Source organism: Pseudomonas sp. BT-42-2 (assembly GCF_025847435.2).
Lineage (GTDB): Bacteria > Pseudomonadota > Gammaproteobacteria > Pseudomonadales > Pseudomonadaceae > Aquipseudomonas > Aquipseudomonas urmiensis.
Genome location: NZ_JAOYTM010000014.1, coordinates 178,315 through 202,333, shown reverse-complemented (window position 1 = coordinate 202,333; position 24,019 = coordinate 178,315). Strand labels below are relative to the sequence as shown.

27 protein-coding genes are annotated in these 24,019 nt (G+C 63.1%); 11 read left to right on the top strand and 16 right to left on the bottom strand.

The features are described from left to right. Positions 1–202: 202 nt before the first annotated feature. Positions 203–670, top strand: a complete 468-nt coding sequence (locus OIU19_RS18330) for a cyclic nucleotide-binding domain-containing protein (protein ID WP_264236198.1) — start codon at positions 203–205, stop codon at positions 668–670. On the opposite strand, the gene OIU19_RS18325 is transcribed toward OIU19_RS18330, so the two are convergent. Further along, positions 667–945, bottom strand: coding sequence for a hypothetical protein (locus OIU19_RS18325; protein WP_264236197.1), 279 nt, complete (start codon positions 943–945; stop codon positions 667–669). The genes OIU19_RS18330 and OIU19_RS18325 overlap by 4 nt on opposite strands. 132 nt (positions 946–1,077) lie before the next feature. On the opposite strand from OIU19_RS18325, the gene OIU19_RS18320 reads away from it, so the two are divergent. The 3 genes from OIU19_RS18320 to OIU19_RS18310 all read left to right on the top strand — a co-directional run bounded on the left by OIU19_RS18320 (position 1,078) and on the right by OIU19_RS18310 (position 2,517). Continuing rightward, positions 1,078–1,443 (top strand): YajD family HNH nuclease, encoded by a 366-nt coding sequence (locus OIU19_RS18320; RefSeq protein ID WP_186555289.1) that lies wholly within the window; start codon positions 1,078–1,080, stop codon positions 1,441–1,443. Between the two features lie 59 nt (positions 1,444–1,502). Next, complete coding sequence (locus tag OIU19_RS18315) at positions 1,503–1,973, top strand: RNA methyltransferase (RefSeq protein WP_186555290.1); 471 nt, start codon at positions 1,503–1,505, stop codon at positions 1,971–1,973. 202 nt (positions 1,974–2,175) lie between these two features. Beyond that, positions 2,176–2,517 (top strand): DUF2892 domain-containing protein, encoded by a 342-nt coding sequence (locus OIU19_RS18310; protein WP_264236196.1) that lies wholly within the window; start codon positions 2,176–2,178, stop codon positions 2,515–2,517. 79 nt (positions 2,518–2,596) lie between these two features. Here the strand turns inward: OIU19_RS18310 and OIU19_RS18305 are convergent, their stop codons facing one another. Further along, on the bottom strand, positions 2,597–3,805 hold the full coding sequence (locus OIU19_RS18305) for a hypothetical protein (protein ID WP_264236195.1): 1,209 nt from the start codon (positions 3,803–3,805) through the stop codon (positions 2,597–2,599). A gap of 39 nt (positions 3,806–3,844) precedes the next feature. Further along, positions 3,845–4,294 (bottom strand): YcgN family cysteine cluster protein, encoded by a 450-nt coding sequence (locus tag OIU19_RS18300; protein WP_264236194.1) that lies wholly within the window; start codon positions 4,292–4,294, stop codon positions 3,845–3,847. 148 nt (positions 4,295–4,442) lie between these two features. Between OIU19_RS18300 and OIU19_RS18295 the strand changes: the two genes are divergently transcribed. Next, positions 4,443–5,018 (top strand): nitroreductase family protein, encoded by a 576-nt coding sequence (locus tag OIU19_RS18295; RefSeq protein WP_264236193.1) that lies wholly within the window; start codon positions 4,443–4,445, stop codon positions 5,016–5,018. Positions 5,019–5,172: 154 nt separating this feature from the next. Here OIU19_RS18295 and OIU19_RS18290 read toward each other — a convergent pair whose 3' ends face one another. The 5 genes from OIU19_RS18290 to OIU19_RS18270 form a co-directional block, all read right to left on the bottom strand. Further along, on the bottom strand, positions 5,173–6,105 hold the full coding sequence (locus tag OIU19_RS18290) for a D-2-hydroxyacid dehydrogenase (RefSeq protein WP_264236192.1): 933 nt from the start codon (positions 6,103–6,105) through the stop codon (positions 5,173–5,175). Positions 6,106–6,185: 80 nt separating this feature from the next. Beyond that, positions 6,186–6,479: a YcgL domain-containing protein gene (locus OIU19_RS18285; protein WP_264236191.1), complete on the bottom strand. Its 294-nt coding sequence runs from the start codon at positions 6,477–6,479 to the stop codon at positions 6,186–6,188. After that, positions 6,479–7,609 (bottom strand): ribonuclease D, encoded by a 1,131-nt coding sequence (gene rnd / locus OIU19_RS18280; protein WP_264236190.1) that lies wholly within the window; start codon positions 7,607–7,609, stop codon positions 6,479–6,481. The genes OIU19_RS18285 and rnd overlap by 1 nt, the downstream gene beginning before the upstream one ends. Positions 7,610–7,699: 90 nt before the next feature. Next, positions 7,700–9,337: a phosphoethanolamine transferase gene (locus tag OIU19_RS18275; RefSeq protein ID WP_264236189.1), complete on the bottom strand. Its 1,638-nt coding sequence runs from the start codon at positions 9,335–9,337 to the stop codon at positions 7,700–7,702. 162 nt (positions 9,338–9,499) lie between these two features. Next, the gene (locus OIU19_RS18270; protein ID WP_264236188.1) at positions 9,500–9,865 is read right to left on the bottom strand and encodes a 5-carboxymethyl-2-hydroxymuconate Delta-isomerase; all 366 of its coding nucleotides are present in this window, start codon (positions 9,863–9,865) and stop codon (positions 9,500–9,502) included. Between the two features lie 117 nt (positions 9,866–9,982). Between OIU19_RS18270 and OIU19_RS18265 the strand changes: the two genes are divergently transcribed. Then, positions 9,983–10,219, top strand: coding sequence for a YdcH family protein (locus tag OIU19_RS18265; protein ID WP_186555305.1), 237 nt, complete (start codon positions 9,983–9,985; stop codon positions 10,217–10,219). 103 nt (positions 10,220–10,322) lie between these two features. On the opposite strand, the gene OIU19_RS18260 is transcribed toward OIU19_RS18265, so the two are convergent. After that, positions 10,323–11,498, bottom strand: coding sequence for a PLP-dependent aspartate aminotransferase family protein (locus OIU19_RS18260; RefSeq protein ID WP_264236187.1), 1,176 nt, complete (start codon positions 11,496–11,498; stop codon positions 10,323–10,325). Positions 11,499–11,654: 156 nt separating this feature from the next. Between OIU19_RS18260 and OIU19_RS18255 the strand changes: the two genes are divergently transcribed. After that, positions 11,655–12,113: an Lrp/AsnC family transcriptional regulator gene (locus tag OIU19_RS18255; RefSeq protein ID WP_186555307.1), complete on the top strand. Its 459-nt coding sequence runs from the start codon at positions 11,655–11,657 to the stop codon at positions 12,111–12,113. 68 nt (positions 12,114–12,181) lie between these two features. On the opposite strand, the gene OIU19_RS18250 is transcribed toward OIU19_RS18255, so the two are convergent. After that, positions 12,182–14,509 carry an FdhF/YdeP family oxidoreductase gene (locus tag OIU19_RS18250; protein WP_264236186.1) on the bottom strand — a complete coding sequence of 776 codons (2,328 nt, stop codon included), beginning with the start codon at positions 14,507–14,509 and terminating at the stop codon, positions 12,182–12,184. A gap of 266 nt (positions 14,510–14,775) precedes the next feature. On the opposite strand from OIU19_RS18250, the gene moaA reads away from it, so the two are divergent. Together moaA and OIU19_RS18240 are read left to right on the top strand one after the other, a co-directional pair. Beyond that, a complete protein-coding gene (moaA, locus tag OIU19_RS18245) occupies positions 14,776–15,780 on the top strand; it encodes a GTP 3',8-cyclase MoaA (RefSeq protein ID WP_264236185.1) in 1,005 nt (334 codons plus the stop codon). 20 nt (positions 15,781–15,800) lie between these two features. Continuing rightward, entirely contained in the window at positions 15,801–16,700 is a 900-nt protein-coding gene (locus OIU19_RS18240; protein WP_264236184.1) for a bestrophin family protein, read from the top strand. A 127-nt stretch (positions 16,701–16,827) separates the two neighbouring features. Here the strand turns inward: OIU19_RS18240 and moaB are convergent, their stop codons facing one another. Beyond that, positions 16,828–17,367, bottom strand: a complete 540-nt coding sequence (gene moaB / locus OIU19_RS18235) for a molybdenum cofactor biosynthesis protein B (RefSeq protein WP_186555311.1) — start codon at positions 17,365–17,367, stop codon at positions 16,828–16,830. A gap of 182 nt (positions 17,368–17,549) precedes the next feature. Between moaB and OIU19_RS18230 the strand changes: the two genes are divergently transcribed. Further along, positions 17,550–18,443, top strand: coding sequence for a LysR family transcriptional regulator (locus tag OIU19_RS18230; RefSeq protein ID WP_264236183.1), 894 nt, complete (start codon positions 17,550–17,552; stop codon positions 18,441–18,443). Positions 18,444–18,547: 104 nt separating this feature from the next. On the opposite strand, the gene xenA is transcribed toward OIU19_RS18230, so the two are convergent. After that, positions 18,548–19,639: a xenobiotic reductase XenA gene (gene xenA, locus OIU19_RS18225; protein WP_264236182.1), complete on the bottom strand. Its 1,092-nt coding sequence runs from the start codon at positions 19,637–19,639 to the stop codon at positions 18,548–18,550. Between the two features lie 53 nt (positions 19,640–19,692). On the opposite strand from xenA, the gene OIU19_RS18220 reads away from it, so the two are divergent. Beyond that, a complete protein-coding gene (locus OIU19_RS18220; RefSeq protein WP_186555479.1) occupies positions 19,693–20,028 on the top strand; it encodes a helix-turn-helix transcriptional regulator in 336 nt (111 codons plus the stop codon). A gap of 41 nt (positions 20,029–20,069) precedes the next feature. On the opposite strand, the gene OIU19_RS18215 is transcribed toward OIU19_RS18220, so the two are convergent. From OIU19_RS18215 to OIU19_RS18200, 4 genes are read right to left on the bottom strand one after another with little or no spacing between them, the layout of a single operon-like run. Next, complete coding sequence (locus OIU19_RS18215; RefSeq protein WP_264236181.1) at positions 20,070–20,981, bottom strand: 2-hydroxyacid dehydrogenase; 912 nt, start codon at positions 20,979–20,981, stop codon at positions 20,070–20,072. A gap of 10 nt (positions 20,982–20,991) precedes the next feature. Next, the gene (locus OIU19_RS18210) at positions 20,992–21,840 is read right to left on the bottom strand and encodes an ureidoglycolate lyase (protein ID WP_264236180.1); all 849 of its coding nucleotides are present in this window, start codon (positions 21,838–21,840) and stop codon (positions 20,992–20,994) included. A 28-nt stretch (positions 21,841–21,868) separates the two neighbouring features. Beyond that, positions 21,869–22,609: an SDR family oxidoreductase gene (locus OIU19_RS18205; protein WP_264236179.1), complete on the bottom strand. Its 741-nt coding sequence runs from the start codon at positions 22,607–22,609 to the stop codon at positions 21,869–21,871. Then, positions 22,606–23,973 (bottom strand): MFS transporter, encoded by a 1,368-nt coding sequence (locus tag OIU19_RS18200; RefSeq protein WP_368973090.1) that lies wholly within the window; start codon positions 23,971–23,973, stop codon positions 22,606–22,608. Before OIU19_RS18200 ends, OIU19_RS18205 begins: the two co-directional genes overlap by 4 nt. Positions 23,974–24,019: the final 46 nt, after the last annotated feature.

Genomic DNA, 24,019 nt, shown 5'->3' with positions numbered 1-24,019 from the left:
CTTGCCGGTTTTGCGTCGCCAGTGCTGGCCTCTTCGCGGGCAAGCCCGCTCCCACATGGGCCGAGTCGATCACACAATTGATAGGGGTCTGCACGATTCCTGTGGGAGCGGGCTTGCCCGCGAAGAGGCCAGCACTGGCGACAAAAACTGCGCTTGAAAGACGCGAACCAACGATCCACCGTCCCAGACAGAAGAACAACACATGCCAGACGTCTCCCAGCTCAATGCCGAAATCCGCGACATGCTCATGGACTGCGGCCTGTTCGACGCCCTGCAACCAACCGACTTCCACACCGTGGCCGGCTACTTCAGCCTGACCCATATGAGTGCCGGCGAGACGATTTTCCAGGAAGGCGACGCCGGTACCTTCATGTGCATCCTGCACCGCGGCCAAGTCTCGGTGCGCAAGACCGATGGCAGCGGCCAGGCGGTGGAAATCGCCGTGCTGCGCCGCGGCGCGTTTGGCGAAATGGCCGTGCTCGACGGTGAGCGCCGCTCGGCCAGTTGCGTAGCGGCCAGCGAATGCCAACTGCTGACCCTGGGCAAGGACTCGTTGGAAAAGATGCTCAACGAAGCGCCACGCATCGCTGCGCGGATCATCCGCGCACTGGCTGTGGCGCTATCGAAGCGCTTGCGCATGCAAGACGGCCAGCGCCTGGCCCAGGTCTAATCGTCCTTGGCCGGTGGCCGCGGCGGCTCTTGCGAAAGGACCGGCAGCGGCTGATCGCGCGGTGGCCCGGGCACGGGTATCGGCGGCAGCAGCGGTGCACCGGGCTGGCGGTCGTAGGCTTTGGGCGGTGCGCTCGGGGTGATCTGTGGATAAGGCGTGGGCGTGGCGGTGCCCGGTGCGCCAGGCACCGGCGTGGTGATCCGGGGCTGCTGGCCAGCGGCGTGCGCCAAGGGCGCGGCAACCACGATCAATGCGGCGAGGATCGCATGCAACATCTGCAACCTCCTGTCGGGAATCTTTCTACAGGCTACGCCCATCTGCAGGTTTTTGCCTGTCCGCGTGGCCCGCAGGCGCGCTAGACTCAAGGATATAACCGTCATTCGCCTGAATACAATAAAGGTAACACCATGAGTTCCACCCTATCGGCTACCGCCCGCCTCGACCGCATCCTTGCCGACGCCAAGCGCGACAAGGAAATGGGCTACCGCGACAAGGCCCTGAAGATGTATCCCCATGTCTGCGGCCGCTGCGCCCGTGAGTTCTCCGGCAAACGCCTGTCGGAGCTGACCGTGCACCATCGTGACCATAACCACGACAACAACCCCCAAGATGGCTCGAACTGGGAACTGTTGTGCCTGTATTGCCACGACAACGAGCACTCGCGCTACACCGACCAACAGTACTTCAGCGAAGGCTCGACCAGCACGCCGAGCATCGCCAAGGCCACCCACAACCCGTTCGCCGGTTTGGCCGGCCTGCTGAAGAAAGACTGATCCCCATCACTGCCGGCAAGCCCGTATAATTGCGTCTTTTTTGCGAAGGGCCCCGGCACGTGGCAAACAAACGGTACAGCTGCATCGGCCTGTTCAATCCCAAGTCCCCGGAGAACGTCGGCTCGGTGATGCGCGCAGCGGGTTGCTACGGCGTCAACTCAGTGTTCTACACCGGCAAACGCTATGAGCGCGCGCGCGATTTCGTCACCGATACCAAGCGGGTGCACTACGACATTCCGCTGATCGGAATCGATGACCTGCAGCGCATCATTCCCCTGGGCTGCACGCCGGTGGCGGTGGAGCTGGTCGAGGGTGCCCGGCCGCTGCCTGAGTACACCCACCCGGATCGCGCCATCTACATCTTCGGGCCTGAAGACGGCACCCTCGATGAGAGCGTGCGGGCGTGGTGCGAAGAGACCATCTACATCCCCACCGAGGGCTGCATGAACTTGGCGGCGACGGTCAATGTGGTGCTGTATGACCGCTTGGCCAAGGGCCTCAATACGCGCTCCGGGCCCAAATTCAAGTAAGCAGGGCTGGCCTCATCGCGGGGCAAGCCTGCTCCTGCGCCAACCCTGCAATGGCCAATCGGGTTCGACCGGACCTGTAGGAGCGGCCTTGTCGCGCAATAAGCCCGGCGCGAACGCTGACTGACCTGCCGTCCAGCACACCAAATGAACGGCACTGCAAAGGGAAGGGTCAGCTGCTTACACTTCCCACGGAGAGTTAGTCATGCTCGACATCCATTCCCCTTCAGTAAGCAAAGATCACAACGTCCACGGCCTGGAACGCGCCAGTTCGCTGGCGGGTGGTGCATTGATGATCGGCAAAGGCCTGCGCCATGGTGGCCTGATCGGCCTGTTGCAGGTGGCGGTCGGAGGCTTGGCGCTGGCGCGCGGGATCAGCGGGCACTGCTCGACCAAGGCCTGGTGGTTGAGCCATCGCCAGGAGTATCAGCGCCTGCGTGGCGACATTCAGCGCAGCGCGGCAGAGCTTGAGGTGCTCAGGGCCAGTGCCGAAGCAGCGACGCGCGGGGTGACGGTGACTGGGACGGATCCTGCGGCGAAAATTTAACCGCAGCGGCGGACCGGTGGTTGCTATCGGGGGGCAAGCCCGCTCGCACAGGTTTAGCGCAGGTTTTCAGAGAAAGGCGTCAGCGCAGGAGCTTGCTTTGCAGCACTTCGGATTGGCGACCCAGCACGCTTTCGCTGAGCTGGATGAACTCTTCGGTGTTGACGCTGGGCACGCGCATCAGCGCCCGTGCGACATCATCCAGCGAGCGCTTGTTCTGGGTGTGCAGGCGGATCTCGCGGTCCAGCGCCTGCAACAGCTGCACGCCCCGCGCGACCTGACCAGGGTCGGCCTGGTCGCCGCGCAGGCGGGTGACTTTGCTGCCTAGCTTTTGCAGGCGCGCCTGCCAGGCCTGATAGCGGTCATCACTGACGCCTCCAGCGCGACGCAGCAATTCGTTGGCGTAGTAATCGGTCAGGCTCTCACCGATCCAGTCGCTGCCATCGCGGTCATTGATCTGCGCGAACAACTGCACCAGCTCACGCAGCAGCGGGCTATTGCCGCTGTCACCGATCAACGGCCGGTTACTGTGCAGGAACAGCGAATTGCGTCCGGTCAGTACGCCGCGCCACATCTCATCACGCGCGCCGACCAACAACAGCTTGGGCGGATTACGTGGGAATACCGCCTGCACCTGCGGCCAAACGAACGTCAGTAACGTCAGGGTATCCATGCGGCGCATGCCCTGCCCTTGCGGCGCCGCCACGGTCACGTCGGTTTCGCCCAGGCGCGCCCGCCGGCTGCCGAGGTTGCCAGCCAGCATCCAACCGGTGGGACGGTCAAACAGCCGCGAGACGTTATCGATACGGAATTTCTGCTTGCCGATGCGCGGCCAGGCAGTTTCTACACTCTTCCAGCCCGCCGGCAATTCAAAAGCCAGGCGTGCGACCAGTTCGGTGCCGTCCTGCTGGTCGAGGCGCGCCGGGGGCACCAGCTGATCGCCACGAAACACTGCCCAGTGCGGGGTGATGCGGCTTTCATAGGCGCCACCGTGGGGTTTCTGGTCGAGTTGCACGCGGTAGCTGAGGCTGGTCTTGCCGGGCGCCGGGCGCCATACCCCGCGCTCGCCCTGCTGCTGCCATTGGCCGTCGGCGTGAAACTCGCTGTAGGCGCCCGTCTTGCCCAGGTCGAAGTCCAGGCTGCGCACCGCACTGCCGTCAGCCAGGGTCAGGCGCACCTCGGCCTGGCTGGTCGATGGCAGCAATCGCACCTGGTAATCCAGATCGACCTTCTTGGCCCAGGCCGGCGTACAGGCTGCAAGACCCAGGACCAACAGCAGAGGGCGACGCATACAGAAACTCCTTGTTCAGCAGAGGCGAAAGACCGGGGCTCAGCCGGCGCGGAAAATCAGGTGGTCTTCCCAATCGTCTTCTTCCACATCGTTCTCACTGAGCATACGTCCAGACTGGGAGATACGCTGCTCATGCACCTGCTTGCGGTCACCGCAGACCAGGTGGTGCCAGGCGGGCAGGTCCTTGCCTTCACTGACCAGACGATAACCGCAGGTGGCCGGCAACCATTTGAACTGATCGGCCTTGCCGGGGGTGAGCTGGATGCAGTCAGGCACCTGGGCAAAGCGGTTGGGATAGTCGCTGCACTGGCAGCTGTCGAGATCGAGAAGCTTGCAGGCGATACGCGTGTAGTAGACGCTGTTGTCGTCCTCATCCTCGAGCTTTTGCAGGCAGCACATGCCGCAGCCGTCACAGAGCGATTCCCACTCCTGCGCATCGAGCTGTTCGAGGGTCTTGCGCCGCCAGAAGGGCGCGGTTTGCGGCATCATCACACGGTTTCCTGCATTGATTCTTCATTCACGGCGCGCGGCGGCGCCAGTCTAGAGCCTGGCCTTGGGCAAAGCCAGACCGCTTGTCAGTACCTGCTGGACGCAGTAGCGTGCGCTTCTGGTCTTTCCCTACCTTGCAGGAGCCACCATGAGCGCCAATCCCCGCATTGCCGATTACGCCATCAACGAGCAGTTCATCAACCGCTGGTCGCCGCGCGCGTTTACCGCCGAGCCGATCAGCGAAGACACTCTGCTGAGCTTCCTGGAAGCCGCGCGCTGGGCACCGTCGGCGTACAACTCACAGCCATGGCGCTTCCTTTATGCGCGGCGCGACACCCCCAGCTGGGAGCGCTACCTGGAACTGCTGGTGCCGTTCAACCGCAGCTGGGCGCAGCAGGCTTCGGCATTGGTGCTGATCATCTCCAAGACCAGCTTCGATGACAAACCGGCGCTGTGGCACACCTTCGACACCGGTTCCGCCTGGGGCCACTTGGCCCTGCAAGCGAGCATCAGTGGCTGGCACACCCACGGCATGGCCGGGTTCGACCAGGAGCTGGCGCGCAAGGAGCTGAAGATCCCCGAGGGCTATGACCTGCATGCCATGGTTGCGATCGGCAAGCTGGGCGACAAGGCCACCCTGGCCGAGGCGCTACAGGCGCGCGAAGTGCCGAGCCCGCGCCGGCCGTTGAGCGAGTTGGCGGCTGAGGGTGATTTCAGCTTGTAATAGGTTTATCGCCTGTGCCGGCCTCATCGCGGGGCAAGCCCGCTCCCACGAGATACTGAGCTACGCCCCAGATGATGGATGGGTGTCCAACATCTGGGGCGCAGCTCATACGAGCGTGGGAGCGGGCTTGCCCCGCGATGAGGAGCAATCAAGTTCAGTACCCGCGCAGAAAATCCACTTCCCCACGTAAGCCCTGCCCCGCCGCATACGCCCGTGCATTGTCGACGAACAAACGCACCATCGCCGCTGGCGAGGTGGGCGCCGAGCTGTGCCCGGTCAACAGCAAGCCCCAGGCGGTCCAGAACGGGTGGCGCTGGGGCAACGGCTCCTGACGGCAGACATCGATCACCGCGCCTGCCAGATGCCCTTCCTTGAGCGCCTCGACCAGGTCGCCATCGACCACCGCCACCCCGCGCCCGGCGTTGATGAACAGGGCGCTGGGCTTGAAGCGCTTGAACAGCGCAGCGTCGTACAGATCATGGGTCGCGGGTGTATCGGGCAGCAGGTTAAGCACATAGTCCGCTTGTTCGACCATGCGCGGTAACTGATCCAACCCCGCCACTTCAACGAACGGCGCCTGCTCCCGGGCACTGCTGGCAACGCCGCGCAAGACCACGCCAAATGGCAGCAGGAACTCGGCAACACGTTGACCGATATCACCGGTCCCGACGATCAGCACCTGACGCCCCTCCAAGGTGCGCCCTGGGCGGTCGTCCCAACGCCGCTCGACCTGGCTGACCAGCCGCGACAGCACATCGCGCTCATGGCCGAGCATGTAGGTCAGCATGTATTCGGCCATGACCTGGCCAAAAATCCCCACGGCGCGGGTCAGGCGGTAATCACGTGGCAGGCCGTCAGCCAACAACGGGGTGATACCGGCCCAGGTCGATTGCACCCATTGCGGCTTGTGGCCCTGGCGCAGCAGGCTGGCGAGCAGGTCAGGCTGCCCCAGCCACACTGGGCTGTCGGGCGCCAGGCGGGCCAGTTCGGCGGAGTCCCCGCTGGTCACCACCTGCAGGTCCGGGGCCGCTTCGGCCAACAGGCGAGCGTAGTTGGCATGATCCTGTTCAGCGATCAGAACGCGCATCTTGAAAAACAACCTTGGCAGACAACTAAATGCGGCCCGACTGGCGGGCCGCTTGGCAGAGGGTTAGCTGCGGGCCGCAATCAGACCGGGTCGTTGCGGCGCAGCAGCTCTTCGGGCAGGTGCTCGATGTACTCGTCTTCAGCGGGCGGCATCTGCAAGTGATAACCCTGACTCTCAAGGTTCTCGAGCACCTTGGCGATATCCTCGCGGGCCAGCTTGCGCTCTGGGCTGAGCACCAGGTCGAAGGCGTGGATCGGGGCGCCGAAAAACGGCAGCAGGCCGTCGGGAACACGCTCCAGGCCATCGGCCTTGAGCACGTAGAGGTACATTTCGTTCTTGCGCGGGCTTTTGTAGATCGAACAGATACGTTTCATCAGGCTTCTCCGGCACCTGCCAGATCATCCAGCAGGGCCTGGCCCATCCGCTCGCGACGCCAGCCGCGCAGCGAATCAGGCAATTGATAGGGACCCTTGGGGTAGCCGCTCTTGAGCAGGGCTTCGAGGGTCTTTTTGCGCAGCATCAGCTCGGGGGCGATGCCCAACCGCTCGCCTTCGGCCTGGCCAACCGCACGCAGGCGCTTGAGGATGCCAGAGGCTTCGATCGGCAGGGGTTCGGGCAAGGCTTGCGGGTACTGCTCGGCGGGCACGCTGCCGGCCTGCTTGATCAGCTTGAGCAGGAACTCGCCGTCCTGGCGGATGGTACGCGGGTGCATGTCATCGATCTTGGCCAACGCCGAGAGGTTGTCGGGCTGGGTCTTGGCCATCGGCCACAGCGAATGCTCACGCAGCACGCGGTTGCGCGGCAGGTCGCGGCTACGCGCCTCGCGCTCGCGCCAGGCGCACAGCTCACGCAGCACCGCCAGTTGCTGGCGCGACAGTTTCCAGGCCAGCTTGACGTCGCGGTAGAGGGTCTCGGGTTCAACCTCGCGGCGCATCTGCGCGACCAGCTCGGCGCCGTCTTCCAGCACCCAGGCGTATTTGTCGTCCGACAGTTTCGGGCGCAGTTTGCGGAACAACTCAGCCAGGTGCACGGCATCTTCGGCGGCGTAGCTGACCTGAGTTTCCGACAGTGGGCGCTGCAACCAGTCGGAGCGCGTCTCGCCCTTGGGCAGGTCGAGCCCGAGCACCTCCTGCACCAGGCGCGAATAGCCCATCGAGAAGCCAATGTTCAGATAGGCCGCGGCCAGTTGCGTGTCGAACAACGGTTGGGGCAGCTTGCCGGTCAGGCGCAGCAGCACTTCGAGGTCTTCGCTACAGGCGTGCACGACCTTGACCACAGCGCTGTCTTCGAGCAACTCGGCCAGCGGCTGCCAGTTGCCGATCAGCAACGGATCGATCAGAAAGGCCTTGTTGCCATCGCCGATCTGCAGCAGGCCGGCTTTCGGATAAAAGGTGTCGACCCGCATGAATTCGGTATCGAGCGCTACGAAGGGCAGTTCGCGCCAGGTCCGGCAGTGCTCGGCCAGGCTTTGGTCGTCACAGATCCAGTGTATTTCGATGGCCACGAGGCTCTCCCACAATCATTGGCGCGCAGTATATACGCCGTGGGCTCTGCACGCGAAACCTGGCGACCATCGCGCCCATCCTGGGCGTGCTCAGCGACCTGCCGCCAGCCAGGGCCGGCAGCCAGCGAACAGGTCCAGCGCCTGCTGGTAGACCTCGGTGTGCACCTGCAACAGGCCGAGCATCGAATGGAACAGGTTGTCCTGGCTCAACGGCGCGTCACGCAGGCGCGCCAGGCAATCGGTATCGAGGGCGAAATCCTCCCGGTAGCTGTCGGAGAACCACGCCAGCATCGGCACATGACGTTGTTGCTCTGGCGCCAGCATGTACGGCGTGCCATGCAGATAAAGGTTGTATTCGCCCAGCGACTCGCCGTGGTCGGAGAGATAGATCATAGCGGTGTCGACCTGGCCCTGGCGGCTGCGCAGGATATCGATCAGCGAAGCCAGGACCTGATCGGTATAGCCCAGGGTGTTGTCGTAGCTGTTGACGATGGCCTGTTGATCGCACTGGTTCAGGGCATTGCTCTGGCAGACCGGGGTGAAGCGCTGGAAAGCCTGTGGGTAGCGTTTGTAGTAGTCAGGGCCGTGGCTGCCCATCTGATGCAGGACCAGCACGGTGTCCTGATCAAGGTTGTCGAGCAGTTGCGTGAGACCCTGCAAGAGGATCTCGTCATGGCATTCGCCATTGGCGCACAGGGCCGGATCCTTGAGGTTGCTGACATCGACGAACTGCACCCGGTCACAGGTGCCCTTGCAGCCCGATTGGTTGTCTCGCCATTGCACGCTCAGGCCGGCACGCTGGAGGATATCCAGCAAGCCTTCGCGATTGCGGGCAACGCTGGCGTCGTAGTCCTTGCGCGGCATGCCGGAGAACATGCACGGCACCGAGACCGCGGTTTCGGTGCCGCACGAATGCACATCGGCGAATGCCAGCAAGCCTGGTTCCTTGCTCAGGCGCGGGGTGGTGTCGCGGGCGTAGCCCAATACCCCGAAGTTCTCCGCCCGCGCACTTTCGCCAACCACCAGCACTGTCAGCGACTTGCGTTGATGGCGTTGCCAGGCCGCATCGCGCCGGGCGTCTTGGCCATAGTGCGCAAAGGGCTGGGCAGCGCTGCCCAGGCGCTCGCTGGCATAACTGAACGAGGCCCCGACGATGTTGCTTGGGGTGAGCATCAGGCGGATTTCGTGGTGATTGCGAAACAGCGAGGCCAGGCCTTGATAATTGACCAGCGCCACCGAGCCCAAGGCCACCGCGCAGGCACCACTGACCAATAGCTTGCCAAACAACTCCCGGTGCCAGGGGCGGTAGGCAATCGGGGCCTTGTACACCAGCAAGGACGGCAATACGCCCAGCAGAAGAATAGACAAGGCAAACTTCAACGAGAGCAGATCGCGTACTTCAGTGATATTGGTTTCAGCGACATTGCGAAACATGCCTGCATCAATAAGCACGCCATATTGATTCATGAAGTAGGCCACTGCCGCGCCGCTGATAAACAACAGCATCAACACCGGTTTCAATACATATCGAAAGGCAACCAGTGTCAGCACCAGATTGAACGCAAAGAACATCAGTACGGCAAACGCCAGGAGCAGCCAAAGCCCCACCACACCGGGCGGCACTACCGATTGTAAATGCCCCCAGAGCAGGCCGTTGAAGCCGATCAACAGGTAAAGGCTGGCCAGCAGCGTGACCCATTCGGTCCGCAGGTTCTTGAGCTTGAGCATGATGTCCGCAATCGAGATGGATTATCGGCCAGTGCGCCGAGCGGGCGCCTGGGAAGTGGCCGAATTGTGGAAAGCGTGCCATCAATTTTTTGTGAAAAAGACGCCAACAAACAATCGCCAGGCGCCTTTTAATCGATTAAATCAAGTTCATTCAGCGGGCATTCAGCCGGGCAGACGAAGTTTGGCATACGGCTCACGCTCGATATCCAGCACTTCTACGCACAACTGGATATCCAGGCCGGGCTGCGCCGGGATGGTCTCGCGCAGCACCTCCAGCAGATGCGCGCTCAGTTGTTTCTTGACCGCTTCGGTGCGCCCGCTGAGGATCGCCAGGCGCACATGGGCAAACGCTCGCGCGGCCAGCGCGGTGCCTACCTGGTAGTTGGCGAAGGCCTGGGCACGACTCTTGATATCCAGCTCATCGGCAAATTGGCCGCTGGCCAACAACGCATTGTTAAGGCGCAACAGCAGTACATCGACCTTCAGTTCAGGCAGGTTATCGCTGTATTCCAGGTTCAAGTGCGGCATGGCAGGGGTTTCCGGTTCGCGGGCAGAAGCGACAGCCTACCCCACTCCCCCCGCGCGGCAAAGGCGACTATCCTCAGGGTTCAACACCTTTCGCTAACCCTGAACAGAGGTGAAGAAATGCCCGTACCGCATGATCTGCTCGCTGACTTGCACATTACTGCTGATGCCTTCCAGGCCCTGATCGACAAGGACCCGGCACTGCACAAGCTGCACAAGGAATACAACGGCAAGGACAAAGAGGTGGTGGCCGCCGAGGGCAACGGCACCGCAGACGAGGCCGTCAACCGGCTACGCAAGGAAAGGTTGCTGATCAAGGACAAGATCGAACGAATTATCCATCCGCCCAAATCCTGACCCGGGCACAACCAAACATCGCCGGGCACTCCTGCTGCCACCTACTACTCGCGACGAGTTCGACGTGGCAGCGGGCTTGCCCGGCGATGGCTCTGTCAGGCGCTTACGCAGACGCCTTCAGAGCCACATCCAGATCCTCGATCAGATCCCGGTAATCCTCGATCCCCACCGACAGCCGCAGCAGGTTTTCGCCGATCCCCATCAGCCCTTTCTGCTCAGGGCTCAGGGAGTTGTGCGACATGCTCCAGGAGTGGTTGATCATGCTTTCCACCCCACCCAGGGAGTCGGCCAGGACAAAGATCGACAGCGCTTCGACCAGGCGATTGACCGCCGCCCGATCACCCTTGATGCGCATGGCCACCACCGCACCACCGGTGCGCATCTGGCGCTTGCTCAACGCGTGTTGCGGATGGCTCTCAAGGCCTGGGTAATACACCTGTTCGACCTGCGGATGCGCCTCGAGGAACTGCGCTACACGCAGGGCGTTGGCGCTCTGGCGCTCCATACGTACATCGAGGGTCTTCAGCCCGCGCAGGGCCAGGTAGCAATCGAACGGCCCCTGGATTGCGCCCACCGCCATGCTGATCTTGCGCAGGCGCCCGAGCAGCTCCTGGTTGGCGGCAACCACCACGCCACCGGTCAGGTCGGAGTGGCCGCCAATGTACTTGCTCGCCGAATGCATGACCAAGTCCACGCCCAAGGTGATTGGCTGCTGGTTCCAGGGCGAGCAGAAGGTGTTGTCGATGCAGGTCAGAATGCCGCGCTCGCGGGCCAGCGTGCACACCGCCTGGATATCGACCAGGTGCAGCAGCGGGTTGGTGGGCGACTCGATCCAGATCAGCTGGGTTTCTGGGAGGATTGCGGCGGCGACGGCCTCCAGGTCATTGAGGTCGACATAGCTGGTGGTCAGCCCCGAGGTGCGCCCACGGTAGTCTTCAAGCAGGCGGAAGGTGCCGCCGTAGACGCCGTTCATCACCACCACGTGAGCGTCCTTGGAGAGCAGCTCCAGCACTGTGGCGGTGGCGCTCACACCCGAGGCGCACGCCACCGCGCCAACCCCTTCTTCCAGAGCGGCGACGCAGGTTTCATAGGCATGCCGGGTCGGGTTGGCGACGCGGCTGTAGGCGTACTCGGGGTTATCGTCCAGGCCGCGCTTGATGTACGAGCTGGCGGTGTAGATCGGCGGGAAGATGGCGTTGTCGGCAACGCTGGATTGCTCGCCAGCATGAATGGTGCGAGTGGCGAAATTACGCGGCTTGTCGGACATGGTCGGGTCCATTGACTGGGAAAGAAGTGAAGTGCGCCACTATCGCATATCCAACGCGTCATGGCCGAGCGGGGAATTTCCTTTGCGCGGATAAGCCGATGGTGTTTTCTGCATGCTCTGGCTGAGCTAATGTGGAGGATATTTTTCTGCTGATAGCCGCCCGCCGATATGGACAGTTTCGACCAGCACATCCTCACCCTGCTCCAGCGCGACGCATCGATTTCCCTCAAGGACTTGGCCGAAGCGGTCAACCTCACCACCACCCCATGCTGGAAGCGGGTCAAGCGCCTGGAAGACGAAGGCTACATCCGTGGCCGCGTCGCCCTGCTTGACCCTGAGCGCCTGGGGCTGGGCCTGACCGTGTTCGTCCAGCTCAAGACCCAACGCCATGACAGCGCCTGGCTCGAGCAGTTTGCCGCGACGGTGAGCAGCTTCGAGGAGGTGATGGAGTTTTATCGCATGTCGGGGGATTGGGACTACATGCTACGTGTGGTGGTCGGCGATATCGCAGCCTATGACCGCTTCTACAAGAAGCTGATTACCAGCACCGATGGGTTGTCCAACATCACCTCGAGTTTTGCCATGGAGCAGATGAAGTACACCACGGCTTATCCGGTCCATCGCTGAAATCTGGGCACGTCGCAGCGGCGCACCGCCGCTGCGACATGCCCGCGAAGAGGCCGGTATTGGCACCATCAATCAGCAGCAACCAGGCCGATCCGATTGCCCTGCCTGGCTTTCTCCAAACGAATCGCCACGAACTTGGAGGTCGGCGTGTACGTCCCTTCGCCATAGCTCTCCAACGGCACTAGCGGATTGGTCTCCGGGTAATACGCCGCCGCCTGCCCCTCGGGCACATCGAACGCCACCAGGCGAAAGCCGCTAACCCGTCGCTCAAGGCCGTCTTCCCACAGCGAAACCATGTCCACCTGCTCGCCAGGCTCGAAGCCCAGGCGGCGGATGTCGGCTTCGTTGACGAACACCACTTCGCGCAGGCCAAACACCCCGCGATAGCGATCATCCAGGCCATACAGCGTGGTGTTGTACTGATCGTGCGAGCGCAGGGTCTGCAAGATCAGATCGGGTTTATCCCCGCGCGCCAGCACCTGGGCGTTGACCAGGTGCTCAGGCAGGGCGCTGGCGGTAAAGCGCGCGGTGCCCGTAGAGGTGCGCCAGTTGCGCTCGGCCGCACTGTTGCCCAGGTGGAAGCCGCCGGGTTGCTCGAGGCGCTGATTGAAGTGGGCAAAGCCCGGGATCACATCAGCGATCATGCTGCGGATCCGGCTGTAGTCGGCGATGGCGTACTCCCAGTCGATCGGGTGCTTGCCCAAGGTCGCCTGGGCCATCCCGGCAATGATCGCCGGCTCCGAGCGCATGTGCGGCGAGCGCGCTTTGAGCTGGCCGTGGGAGATGTGCACCATGCTGAAGGTGTCTTCCACCGTCACCCCTTGCGGGCCGTTGGCTTGCAGGTCGATCTCGGTCCGGCCCAGGCACGGCAGGATCAGCGCGTCCCGCCCGGTCACCAGGTGCGAGCGGTTGAGCTTGGTGGATATCTGCACGGTCAGCGCACACTTGCGCAGCGCCTCGTGAGTGCGTGGGGTATCCGGCGTGGCTTGGGCGAAATTGCCACCCAGGCCGATGAACACCTTGGCCCGGCCCTGCTCCATCGCCTGGATCGCCAGCACGGCGTTATGCCCATGCTCACGCGGCACCTTGAACTGGAAGCGTTTTTCCAGGGCGTCGAGCAACGCTGCCTTGGGCTTCTCGTCGATGCCCATGGTGCGGTCGCCCTGCACGTTGCTGTGGCCGCGCACTGGCGACAGGCCGGCCCCCGGCTTGCCGACGTTGCCGCGCAGCAGTTGCAGGTTGACCAGCTCCTGCACGGTCGGCACCGAGTGGCGATGCTGGGTAACGCCCATGGCCCAGCACATGATCACCCGCTCAGCCTTGCGGTACATGCGTGCAGCCAGCTCGATCTCGGCCAGGGTCAGGCCAGACTGCTCGACGATATGCTCCCAGGAAGTAGCATCGACCGCCGCCAGGTAGTCGTCGATACCATCGGTGTGCTCGGCGATGAAGGCATGGTCGAACACCGCCGGCTGGCCATTGGCCTGAGCCTCGCGCTCCCACTGCAAAAGGAACTTGGCGATGCCGCGCATGGCCGCCATGTCACCGCCCAGCGCTGGGCGGAAGTAGGCGGTATTGGTTGGTTCAGAGCCATTGCTGAGCATCTCGAACGGGTGCTGCGGGTGCTGGAAGCGCTCCAGGCCGCGCTCCTTGAGCGGGTTGAAACACACCACCTGCGCGCCCCGGCGGACCGCCTCACGCAGCGGTTCGAGCATGCGCGGGTGATTGGTGCCAGGGTTCTGGCCAATCACGAAGATCGCATCGGCCAGTTCCAGGTCATGGAACACCACCGTGCCCTTGCCCACCCCGAGTGTGCTGCCCATGCCCACGCCACTGGCTTCATGGCACATGTTCGAGCAGTCGGGGAAGTTGTTGGTGCCATAGGCGCGGACGAACAGCTGATAGAGAAACGCCGCTTCGTTGCTGGCCCGACCTGAGGTGTAGAACTCGGCTTCATCGGGCGAAGCGAGCGCTTTAAGGTGCTTGGCGATCAGGGCGAAGGCCTCGTCCCAGCTGGTCTCTACGTAATGATCGGTGGCGGCGTCGTAGCGCATCGGGTGGGTCAGGCGGCCTTGGTATTCGAGCCAATAGTCGCTCTGCTCGGCCAGGGCGCTGACGCTGTACTTGGCGAAGAACGCCGGGTCCACCGAGCGGCCGGTGGCCTCCCAGTTAACCGCCTTGGCGCCGTTTTCGCAGAACTTGACCATGTCGCTTTCCGGCGACTCGCCCCAGGCGCAGCCGGGGCAGTCGAAGCCCCCATTCTGGTTGGTCTTGAGCATGGCCCGCAGGTTCTTGAAGGCGTTTTCACTGCCCAGCCAGCTCTTGGTCACGCTCTTGAGCGCGCCCCAGCCGGCGGCCGGGCCCTTGTAGTCCCTGATGTGTTGGTCTTGGCTCATGCGGTAGATCCTCACGCGGGGCATCGAATGGTTCACCGGATCGAGTCGCCCGATGTTTTTTCCAGCCTAAGAAGGCCGCCCCTGGTGCGTCCAATCGAAATGTCTTACAGCACGATAAGCCCTGTCGATCATGGCCTACAGCCCTTGCCAATCGAGGCCTGCGGCAGTGATAGAGGAGATTGATCATGTGAGAGGGCAAAGCAATTTGACGCAGCCCGGCGCAGGTTATAGCTTGGACCTAACCCCCTCTTACTCAGAGCGCGAATGTGGAACCCAACGGCCAGGCCCTGATCGACGGCTTCAACCGAAGAATCGACTACCTGCGGATGTCGGTCACCGACCGTTGCGACTTCCGTTGCGTGTACTGCATGGCCGAAGACATGCAGTTCTTGCCGCGCCAGCAGATCCTCAGCCTCGAAGAGCTGTACCAAGTGGCCGAGCGTTTCGTCGCCCTCGGTACCCGCAAGATCCGCCTGACCGGTGGCGAGCCACTGGTGCGCCAGGGCATCGTCGAACTGTGCGCGCGTATTGCTGCCCTGCCCGGCCTGCGTGAGCTGTGCCTGACCAGCAACGGCTCGCAACTGGGCCGACTCGCGCAGCCTTTGTTCGACGCCGGCGTCAGCCGCCTGAACATCAGCCTCGACAGCCTCGACAGCGCGCGTTTCCGCCAACTCACCCGCACCGGCGACCTGGCCCAGGTGATCGCCGGCATCGACGCTGCACGCCAGGCAGGCTTTCGCCGCACCAAGCTCAACTGCGTGGTGCTCAAGGGCCGCAATGACGATGAAATCGTCGACCTGGTGCGCTTTGCCATCGACCGCGAGCTGGATATCTCCTTTATCGAAGAAATGCCGCTCGGGGTGATCAGCGAGCATCAACGCGGCGAATCCTACTGTTCCAGCGACGAAGTGCGCGAGCTTTTGGCCGAACACTTCACCCTGATCGAATCGGCCGAGTCCTCCCAAGGGCCGGCCCGTTACTGGCGCCTGGCCGAGGCGCCGCAAACCCGGGTCGGTTTCATCTCGCCGCACAGCCACAACTTCTGCGCCACCTGCAATCGGGTGCGCCTGACCGTCGAAGGGCGCTTGCTGCTGTGCCTGGGCAACGAGCATTCGATGGACCTCAAGCAGATCCTGCGCGCCCACCCGGGTGATAGCCATCGACTGGAGAACGCCATCCGTGAGGCCGTGCACCTCAAGCCTTACCGTCACCACTTCGAGGTCGGCGGCGAGGTACAGATCCTGCGCTTCATGAACATGACCGGCGGCTGATCGGCCGCCTCTGGATTGCCATGATCGTCCACTCCCGCCCTGATGTGCTGCGTGTGCTGTTCACCCTCAAGGGCTCGATCGTCAAACGCATCGCCTTGCGCTGCCTGCTGGTGACCTTGCTGGCTGCACTGATCGTGCTGGTCGAGCGGCATTATCCGGAACGCTTCTCGCCGGTCAGCGCCACGCCGTTCACCTTGCTTGGCCTGTCGCTGTCGATCTTCATGAGCTTTCGCAACAACGCCTGCTATGACCGCTGGTGGGAGGGGCGCAAGGCCTGGGGCAGGATGATCATCGAGATGCGCTCGTTCGTGCGCGAAAGCACGGCAATTGCCGATCAGCGACTGCGTGCAGAGCTGCTGCGCAGCTTGTGTGGCTTTGCCCATGCACTCAATGCCGGGCTGCGCAGTGAAGATCCGCTCAGTGCTGCGCGGCCATGGCTGGCCGAGTCGAGTGCGATCAGTTCGCACAATGTCTGTGATGGGATCCTGCGCGAGCTGGGCCAGCACTGTTCGGACTTGGCGCAGCGCCAGCAGATCAGTGAGTGGCGCTACACCCTGCTTGAGCAGCGGCTGGTCGGGTTGTCGGAGGTCCAGGCGACCTGCGAGCGGATCAAAGGTACGCCGCTGCCCTTCCCCTACACCTTGCTGCTGCACCGAACCATCTACATCTTCTGTTTGTTGCTGCCGTTTGCCCTGGCCGAACCGCTGGGCTGGCTGGCGCCGCTGTTCACCACCATCGTCAGCTACACCTTCTTTGGCCTGGATGCGATTGGCAACGAGCTGGAAGATCCGTTTGGCCGCGATGAGAACGACCTGCCGACCGATGCCCTGGTGCGCACGATCGAGCGCGATGTGCTGTCGGCGCTGGGGCATGAGCCGCTGCCACCGGCGATGGTGCCGGTGGATCATGTGCTGAGCTGAGCAGCAGGAGCGCCCCTATCGCGGGGCAAGCCCGCTCCCACGAGATGTCCAAGATAAATGTCGACTGCGTGGGAGCGGGCTTGCCCCGCGATAGGGCCGGCACGGGCGACACCCTATTCCCATTCACTCATCCACGCGTTTCACACAACCCCACGGCCTTCAAATGCGGCACAAAGTTGCACGGCCGATGGCGCGCATCCAACTGCTCGGCCAAGATCCCCTCCCATGCGGTACGGCACGCCCCCGTCGACCCCGGCAGGCAGCACACCAGGGTGCCATTGCTCAACCCGGCCAGCGCCCGGCTTTGCACGGTCGAGGTGCCGATATCGAGGATCGACAACGCCCGGAACAGCTCACCGAAACCATCGATACGCTTGTCCAGCAAACATTCCACCGCCTCCGGCGTACTGTCGCGCCCGGTAAATCCAGTGCCGCCGGTGATCAACACCACCTGCACCTGATCGTCGGCGATCCAGGTCGCGACCTGGGCGCGGATCTTGTACAGGTCGTCCTTGAGCAACACCCGCTCGACCAGACGATGGCCAATCTGCACCGAGCGGGTGGCCAACAGCTCGCCCGAGGTGTCGTTGGCAAAGCTGCGGGTATCGCTGACGGTCAGCACGGCGATATTCAGCGGCACGAACTGCGCATCGGGTTTTACACTCACCTGGGCATCCTCTGGAAATTGGCAGTGCCGTCACGCTAGTGGCAAGCCTTGGCAGCGTCCAATCGATATGGCGAACCAGCCGATCAACCGCCTCTATCATTCGGTCACCATTAAAGATTGGCCAGCCTCGGCAGACTTGGTTAAGGTCAAACAACTCCGTTTCCCGCCCGCCAGGCCGCCCCATGGATATCAAGCAGCTCAAGTTTCTCCTCGCCCTCGACCAGACCCGCCACTTCGGCCAGGCCGCGGCGCTGTGCCACATCACCCAGCCGACCCTGTCCATGCGCCTGCGCAACCTGGAAGACGAACTGGACCTGGTGCTGGTCAAGCGTGGCCAGCGCTTCGAAGGTTTCACCGAGGCCGGCGAGCGCATCCTGGCCTGGGCCCGCACCCTGCTGGCGGCGCATGACGGCCTGCAAGCCGAAGCGGCCAGCTGTCGCGGCCAAGTGGTCGGCAGCCTGCGCCTGGGCAGCGTGCCGCTGGCCAGCTTCAACCCCATGCACCTGCTGCTGCCGCTGCGCGAAAAATACCCCGAACTGCACTTTCAGCTCAGCTCGCACACCTCCGAGCAGATCGTCGACGGCCTGAGCCGCAACCAGCTGGACCTGGGCATCTGCTATCTGGACCAGGTCAACGCGAGCTTCTTCGACGTGATCGAACTGGGCACTACCACCATGGGCCTGTTGCACGACACCCGGCATTTCCAGCTCGAGCACAGTGCTTTGCGATGGGAGGAGCTCGGCGATATCCCGTTGGGCCTGTTGAGCAAGGGCATGCATTACCGCCAATCGCTCGACTTGAGCTTTCGCAGCCGCGGCCTGGAACCGATGGCCGTGCTGGAAAGCGACTCCACCTTCCAGCTGATCCAGGCCATCACCAGCGGCGTGTGCTGTGCGGTGATGCCGCTCGATTGCGGCCTGGAAGACTTGAGCGAACACATGCGCATCATCCCCATCACCGACGCCAGTGTGCTCAGCCCGGTTGGCCTGCTATTGCGCCGCAGCGAGCCTCGGTCGGCAATTGCCGAGCAATGCTTCGACGAGGCGCGAGCGTTGTTTGCGTCGACGCCCCGTTGAAAGCATCGCGGGACCCGCCCGCTCCCACGAGGTGTTCGAATACATCCCGTGGGAGCGGGCTTGCCCGGCGTTAGCGCCGTAACTGACTACAAATCAGCTAGGGCTCAACGATAGCGCTCAAGCCAATGCGCATAGGGTGCTGGCAAGGTCCACGAGGCCTTGTCGACCCCCAGTTCCTTGGCCGCAAAGTATGCCCAGTGCGGATCTGCCAGGTGCGCCCGGCCTACCGATACCAGGTCCAATTGACCGGCCTGCAACGCCCCCTCAGCCAGCTGCGGCGTACCAAAGCCCCAGGCTGAAGTCACCGGCAAATCTGCCTCACGACGCACGCGCTCGGCAATCGGCCCCATGAACGCCGGGCCCCACGGGATGTTGGTCTCGGCAATGGTGAAGCCGACGCTGACGCTGAGCAGATCCAGGCCACCGGCCTTGAAGCGGCGGGCCAGCTCGATCGATTCCTCAAGGGTCTGCTCGTCGCGACCGTCATATTCCAGCACACCGAAACGCGCCGTCAGTGGCAGGTTCTCCGGCCACACTTCGCGCACCGCAGCCAGGGTTTCCAGAAGGAAGCGGCTGCGGTTGTCGAAGCTGCCGCCATAGGCGTCGGTGCGTTGGTTGGAATGCTCGGAGAAGAAGCTTTGGCCCAGGTAACCGTGGGCAAAATGCAGCTCGATCCACTCGAAGCCTGCGTCTCGCGCGCGCCGGGCGGCATCGACGAAGTCTTGCTGGACACGGGCGATGTCAGCCAGGGTCATCTCACGCGGCACTTTCGGCAAGTGGCCACCGAAGGCGATGGCCGAGGGCGCGATGGTCTGCCAGCCGCGCGCATCGTCGGCAGCAATGTGGTCGTCCCCTTCCCAAGGCCGATTGGCGCTGGCCTTGCGCCCGGCGTGGGCGATCTGGATGCCTGGCACCGCACCTGCCGCCTTGATCGCCTTGACCACCGGCACGAAGGCTTGCGCATGGGCGTCGCTCCAGATACCGGCGCAGCCGGGGGTGATGCGCCCCTCCGGTGCGACTGCCGTGGCCTCGACCACCACCAGGCCTGCACCGCCACGGGCCAGGCTGGCCAGGTGGACGTGGTGCCAGTCATTGATCATGCCGTCCTCGGCGGTGTACTGGCACATCGGCGGAATGGCGATGCGATTGCGTAGGGTAACGTCCTTGAGGGTGTAGGGTTGGAACAGCGCGGTCATGAACAATCTCCAGAAGCTGAATTGGCATTCGATTGTTCGATCATATTCGAACTATGGCAATTTGTGAAACCCCCGTTATCATGTGTGCCATGCGAGCCTATAAACATCCCAACCCTGAAGACCTGATTCTGGAGCGCGTGCTCTACGCCTTGAGCGACCCTGTGCGCCTGGAAATCGTCCGCCATCTGGCGGCTGTGGCCGAGGCCAGCTGTGGCGAGTTGGACGGTGGGCGGCCCAAATCGAGCATGTCCCATCACTTTCGTGTGCTGCGCGATGCCGGGCTGGTGCATACGCGCAATGTCGGCACCACGCATATGAATTCGCTCAGAAGCGCTGAGCTCGATGGGCGTTTTCCGGGCTTGCTGGGATCGATTCTCCAGCAGCAGTAAGCGCGGCTGGCCCAACCCCTTTGCGGTGGTTGGGCGAGGCGTCAGTGTGCTGAGATCACCGCGCGCACCACGCAGTCGGCCATGGCCTGGCGGGCCTGCAAGGTGGCGCTGCCCAAATGCGGCTGGAGTACCACGTTGTCCATGCCCAGCAACGCCTCGGGCACTTGCGGCTCATCGGCAAACACATCCAGCGCAGCGCCGGCCAGACGGCCGTCGGCCAAGCGAGCGACCAGTTCAGCTTCATCGACCACGCTGCCCCTGGCCACGTTGACGATGACCCCGTTCGGCCCCAAGGCCTCCAACACCCGGGCATTGACCAGGTGACGCGAGCCGCTACCGCCAGCCGCAGCCACCACCAAGATATCGCAGGCCGCAGCCAGGCTCAGTGGATCGGCGTGATAGGCAAACGTACAAGCGGCTCGTGGCCGACGGTTGTGGTAGGCAAGCACGACGCCAAAGGGCTGCAGCCGTTCGGCGATGGCCATGCCGATCCGCCCCAGACCGATGATGCCAACTCGCTGCCCGCGCAGGCTGGTCCCCAGCAGCGGGAAACCACCCAAGGGCCACTGCCCCTGCCTGACGAAGCGATCGGCCAGGCACACCTGGCGCAGTTGAGCCAGCAGCAGGGCCACGGCCTGGTCGGCCACGGCATCGGTGAGAAGATCGTCGGTGGTGACGATCGCGATGCCCCGCGCGTGCGCCTGCTCAAGGTCGATGCGGTCCACCCCCACCCCATTGACCGCAATCAGCCGCAGGTTGACCAGCGCCTGCATGAGCCAGGGCGGGACGCCCTCGCCGCCATTGGTCACCAGCGTGGTGAAGCGCTCCGGGCGCTCGCTCAGCAATGCCCGCCGGCTGGCTTCATCAAAGGCGCAGACCCGCTGGAAACGCTCATCCAGGCGCGCCTGGTAATCGGCCAGCAATGGCGCCAGCATCAACAGTTCAGCTTTCATCGGCTCACTCTCAATCTGCCTGTACGGTGAGCTGGCGTTGTTCGCCAAGGCCTTCAATGCCCAAGTGCATGACCTGCCCGGGACGCAGGAACACCGGCGTTGGCTTGATCCCCATGCCGACTCCGGGCGGGGTGCCAGTGGAGATCACATCACCCGGTTGCAGGCTCATGCAGCGGCTCAGGTAGGCGATCAACTGGGCAATACCGAAGATCAAGGTACGGGTGTTGCCGCGCTGATAACGCTTGCCGTCGACCTCCAGCCAGAGATCCAGCGCATGCGGATCGGGCACCTCGTCACGGGTCACCAGCCACGGTCCAATCGGTCCGAACGTGTCGAAGCCTTTGCCCTTGTCCCAGGTACCGCCGCGCTCAAGCTGCCATTCGCGCTCCGATACGTCGTTGATCACGCAGTAACCGGCGACGTGCTCCAGGGCATTGGCTTGGTCGATATAGCGCCCGCCCTTGCCGATCACTACCCCCAGCTCCACTTCCCAGTCAGTCTTGGTCGAGCCTCGTGGGATCTGCACATCGTCGTTGGGGCCACAGATCGCGCTGGTCCACTTGTTGAAAATGATCGGCTCGCTGGGCACGGCCATGCCGGCTTCAGCGGCATGGTCGGCGTAATTGAGGCCGATGCAGATGAACTTGCCAATCTGCCCGACGCAGGGGCCGATACGCGGCGTGCCAGGGACCAACGGCAGGCTGGCAGGATCCAGGCTGGCCAGGCGCGCCAGGCTGTCGCTGGACAGTGCTGCACCGGCGATATCCGCCACATGCAGGCTGAGGTCGCGAATCTGCCCTGCGCTGTCCAGCAGGCCCGGACGCTCGGCCCCTTTGTCGCCATAACGCAACAACTTCATGGGTATCTCCTGTCTCGATACAAAGGATTCACAAGCTCATGCCACCGTCGATCAGGTGCACACCGCCGGTGGTGTAGGCCGCCGCGTCGCTGGCCAGGTACACGGCCAATTGCGCGATCTCCTCGGCGCTGCCCAGCCGGCCCATGGGCTGGCGGTTGACGAATTGCCGGTAGACCTCCTGCGCATCGCGGCCTTGGGCCAGGGCCTGGGCCGCGATGCGCTGGTGCAACGACGGTGAGTCGACGGTACCCGGGCAGATCGCGTTGCAGCGGATGCCCTCGGCGACATGGTCGGCGGCGACGGCTTTGGTCAGGCCGATCACGGCCGCCTTGCTCGCGCCATAGGCGACGCGATTGGGCACCGCCTTGACGCTGGAAACCACCGACGCCATGTTGATGATCGAACCGCCACCGCGGCGCTGCATACCTGGCAGGAACACACGGATCATCCGGTACATGGCGGTGACGTTGAGCGCCAGCGAACGCTCCCAGGCCGCTTCGTCGCAGTCCAGAATGCCACCGCTGTGCACGAAACCTGCGCAGTTGAACAGCACGTCGATATCGCCCAGTTCGGCGCGCAGCGCCTCGATCGCCGAGGCCGAGGTCACATCCAGAACCCGCGCCTGGATACCTGGCTCATCGAGCAGGCTGTCGATGCGAATATCGCTGCCGAACACCTCTGCCCCGGCGGCCGCGAACGCCTGCGCGCTGGCCAGGCCAATGCCTTGGCCAGCGGCAGTGATCAGCACCCGTTTGCCCTGAAGGTTCATGCCGCCTCCAGTTTCAGCGATGCATTGCTCGGGGCTTCACGCCGCCCCAGCATGCTTGCCGGGATGGCCAGGATCAGCACGGCACTGACGAACAGGCACAAGCCCAACACATAGGTGCCGTTGTTGATGTTGCCGGTCAGGTTCTCGGCCACGGCCGTGATCATCGAACCGGTGAAACCGGACAGGTTGCCGATGGCGTTGATCATGCCAATCCCCGCCGCAGCGGCAACCCCCGACAACAGGGTGCCCGGCAGGGTCCAGAAGATCGGCATCAGGCTGAGCACACCGGAGGCCGCGACAGTGAGGAACACCACCGAGAGCACCAGGTTATCGGAGAAAAACGCGCTGAGGATCAAGCCGCAGCCGCCGATCAACGCAGGTATCGCCGCGTGCAGGCGGCGCTCGCCGGTGCGGTTGGAGTGGCGCGCATTGAGCAGCATGGCGATCACCGCAACGCCATAGGGAATGGCCGTCAACAAGCCGATATCGAAGCTGCTGGTGATGCCGGCGCTCTTGATGATCGACGGCATCCAGAAGGCCAGGCCATAGAAACCGGTGTTGAAGGTCAGCAGGATGAACACCAGCAGCCACACCCGCGGATTGAAGAACACCTCGCTCAGGCGTGAGACCTTGCCCTGGTTGTCTTGCTGCAGATTGGCCTTGAGCAACTGCTTCTCGTCAGCCGACAGCCAATGGGCCTTGTCGATGTTGTCACACAGGCAGGTGAACACCACCACCGCCATGATCACCGAAGGCAGGCCTTCGATCAGCAGCATCCACTGCCAGCCGGCCATGCCGTGCCAGCCATCGAGGCTGGTCATCAACCACCCTGAGAGCACCCCGCCCAAGGTCAGGCTGACCGGCATGGCCATCAGGAAACCGGACATCACCCGGCTCTGGCGCTGGGTCGGGAACCAGTAGTTGAGGTAGAGGATCACGCCGGGGAAGAACCCCGCCTCGCAGATACCCAGCAAGAAGCGCAGCACGTAGAACATGGTGCTGGCCTCGACGTGGAACAGTTTCGCCAGCGGCACGGTGAAGGCCACGGCCATGGAAATGATCGCCCAGCTCGCCATGATCCGGGCGATCCAGAAGCGCGCGCCGTAGCGGTGCAGCAACAGGTTGCTGGGCACCTCGAACAGGAAGTAGCCCCAGAAGAACACGCTGGCGCCCAGGGCATACACGGTGTTGCTGAATTGCAGGTCGTTGAGCATGTCCAGCTTGGCAAAACCGATGTTGACCCGGTCCAGGTAGGCGGCCATGTAGCACAACAGCAGAATTGGCAGGATACGCAGGATCACCTTGCGATAGGTACGGTCTTCGAAGCCCGGATCGCGGGCCGGTGCGGCGGGTTGGCTGTGCATCGTTGAAGCCCCTCGGCATGTCGGGCATGCCTGATTGTTGTTATCG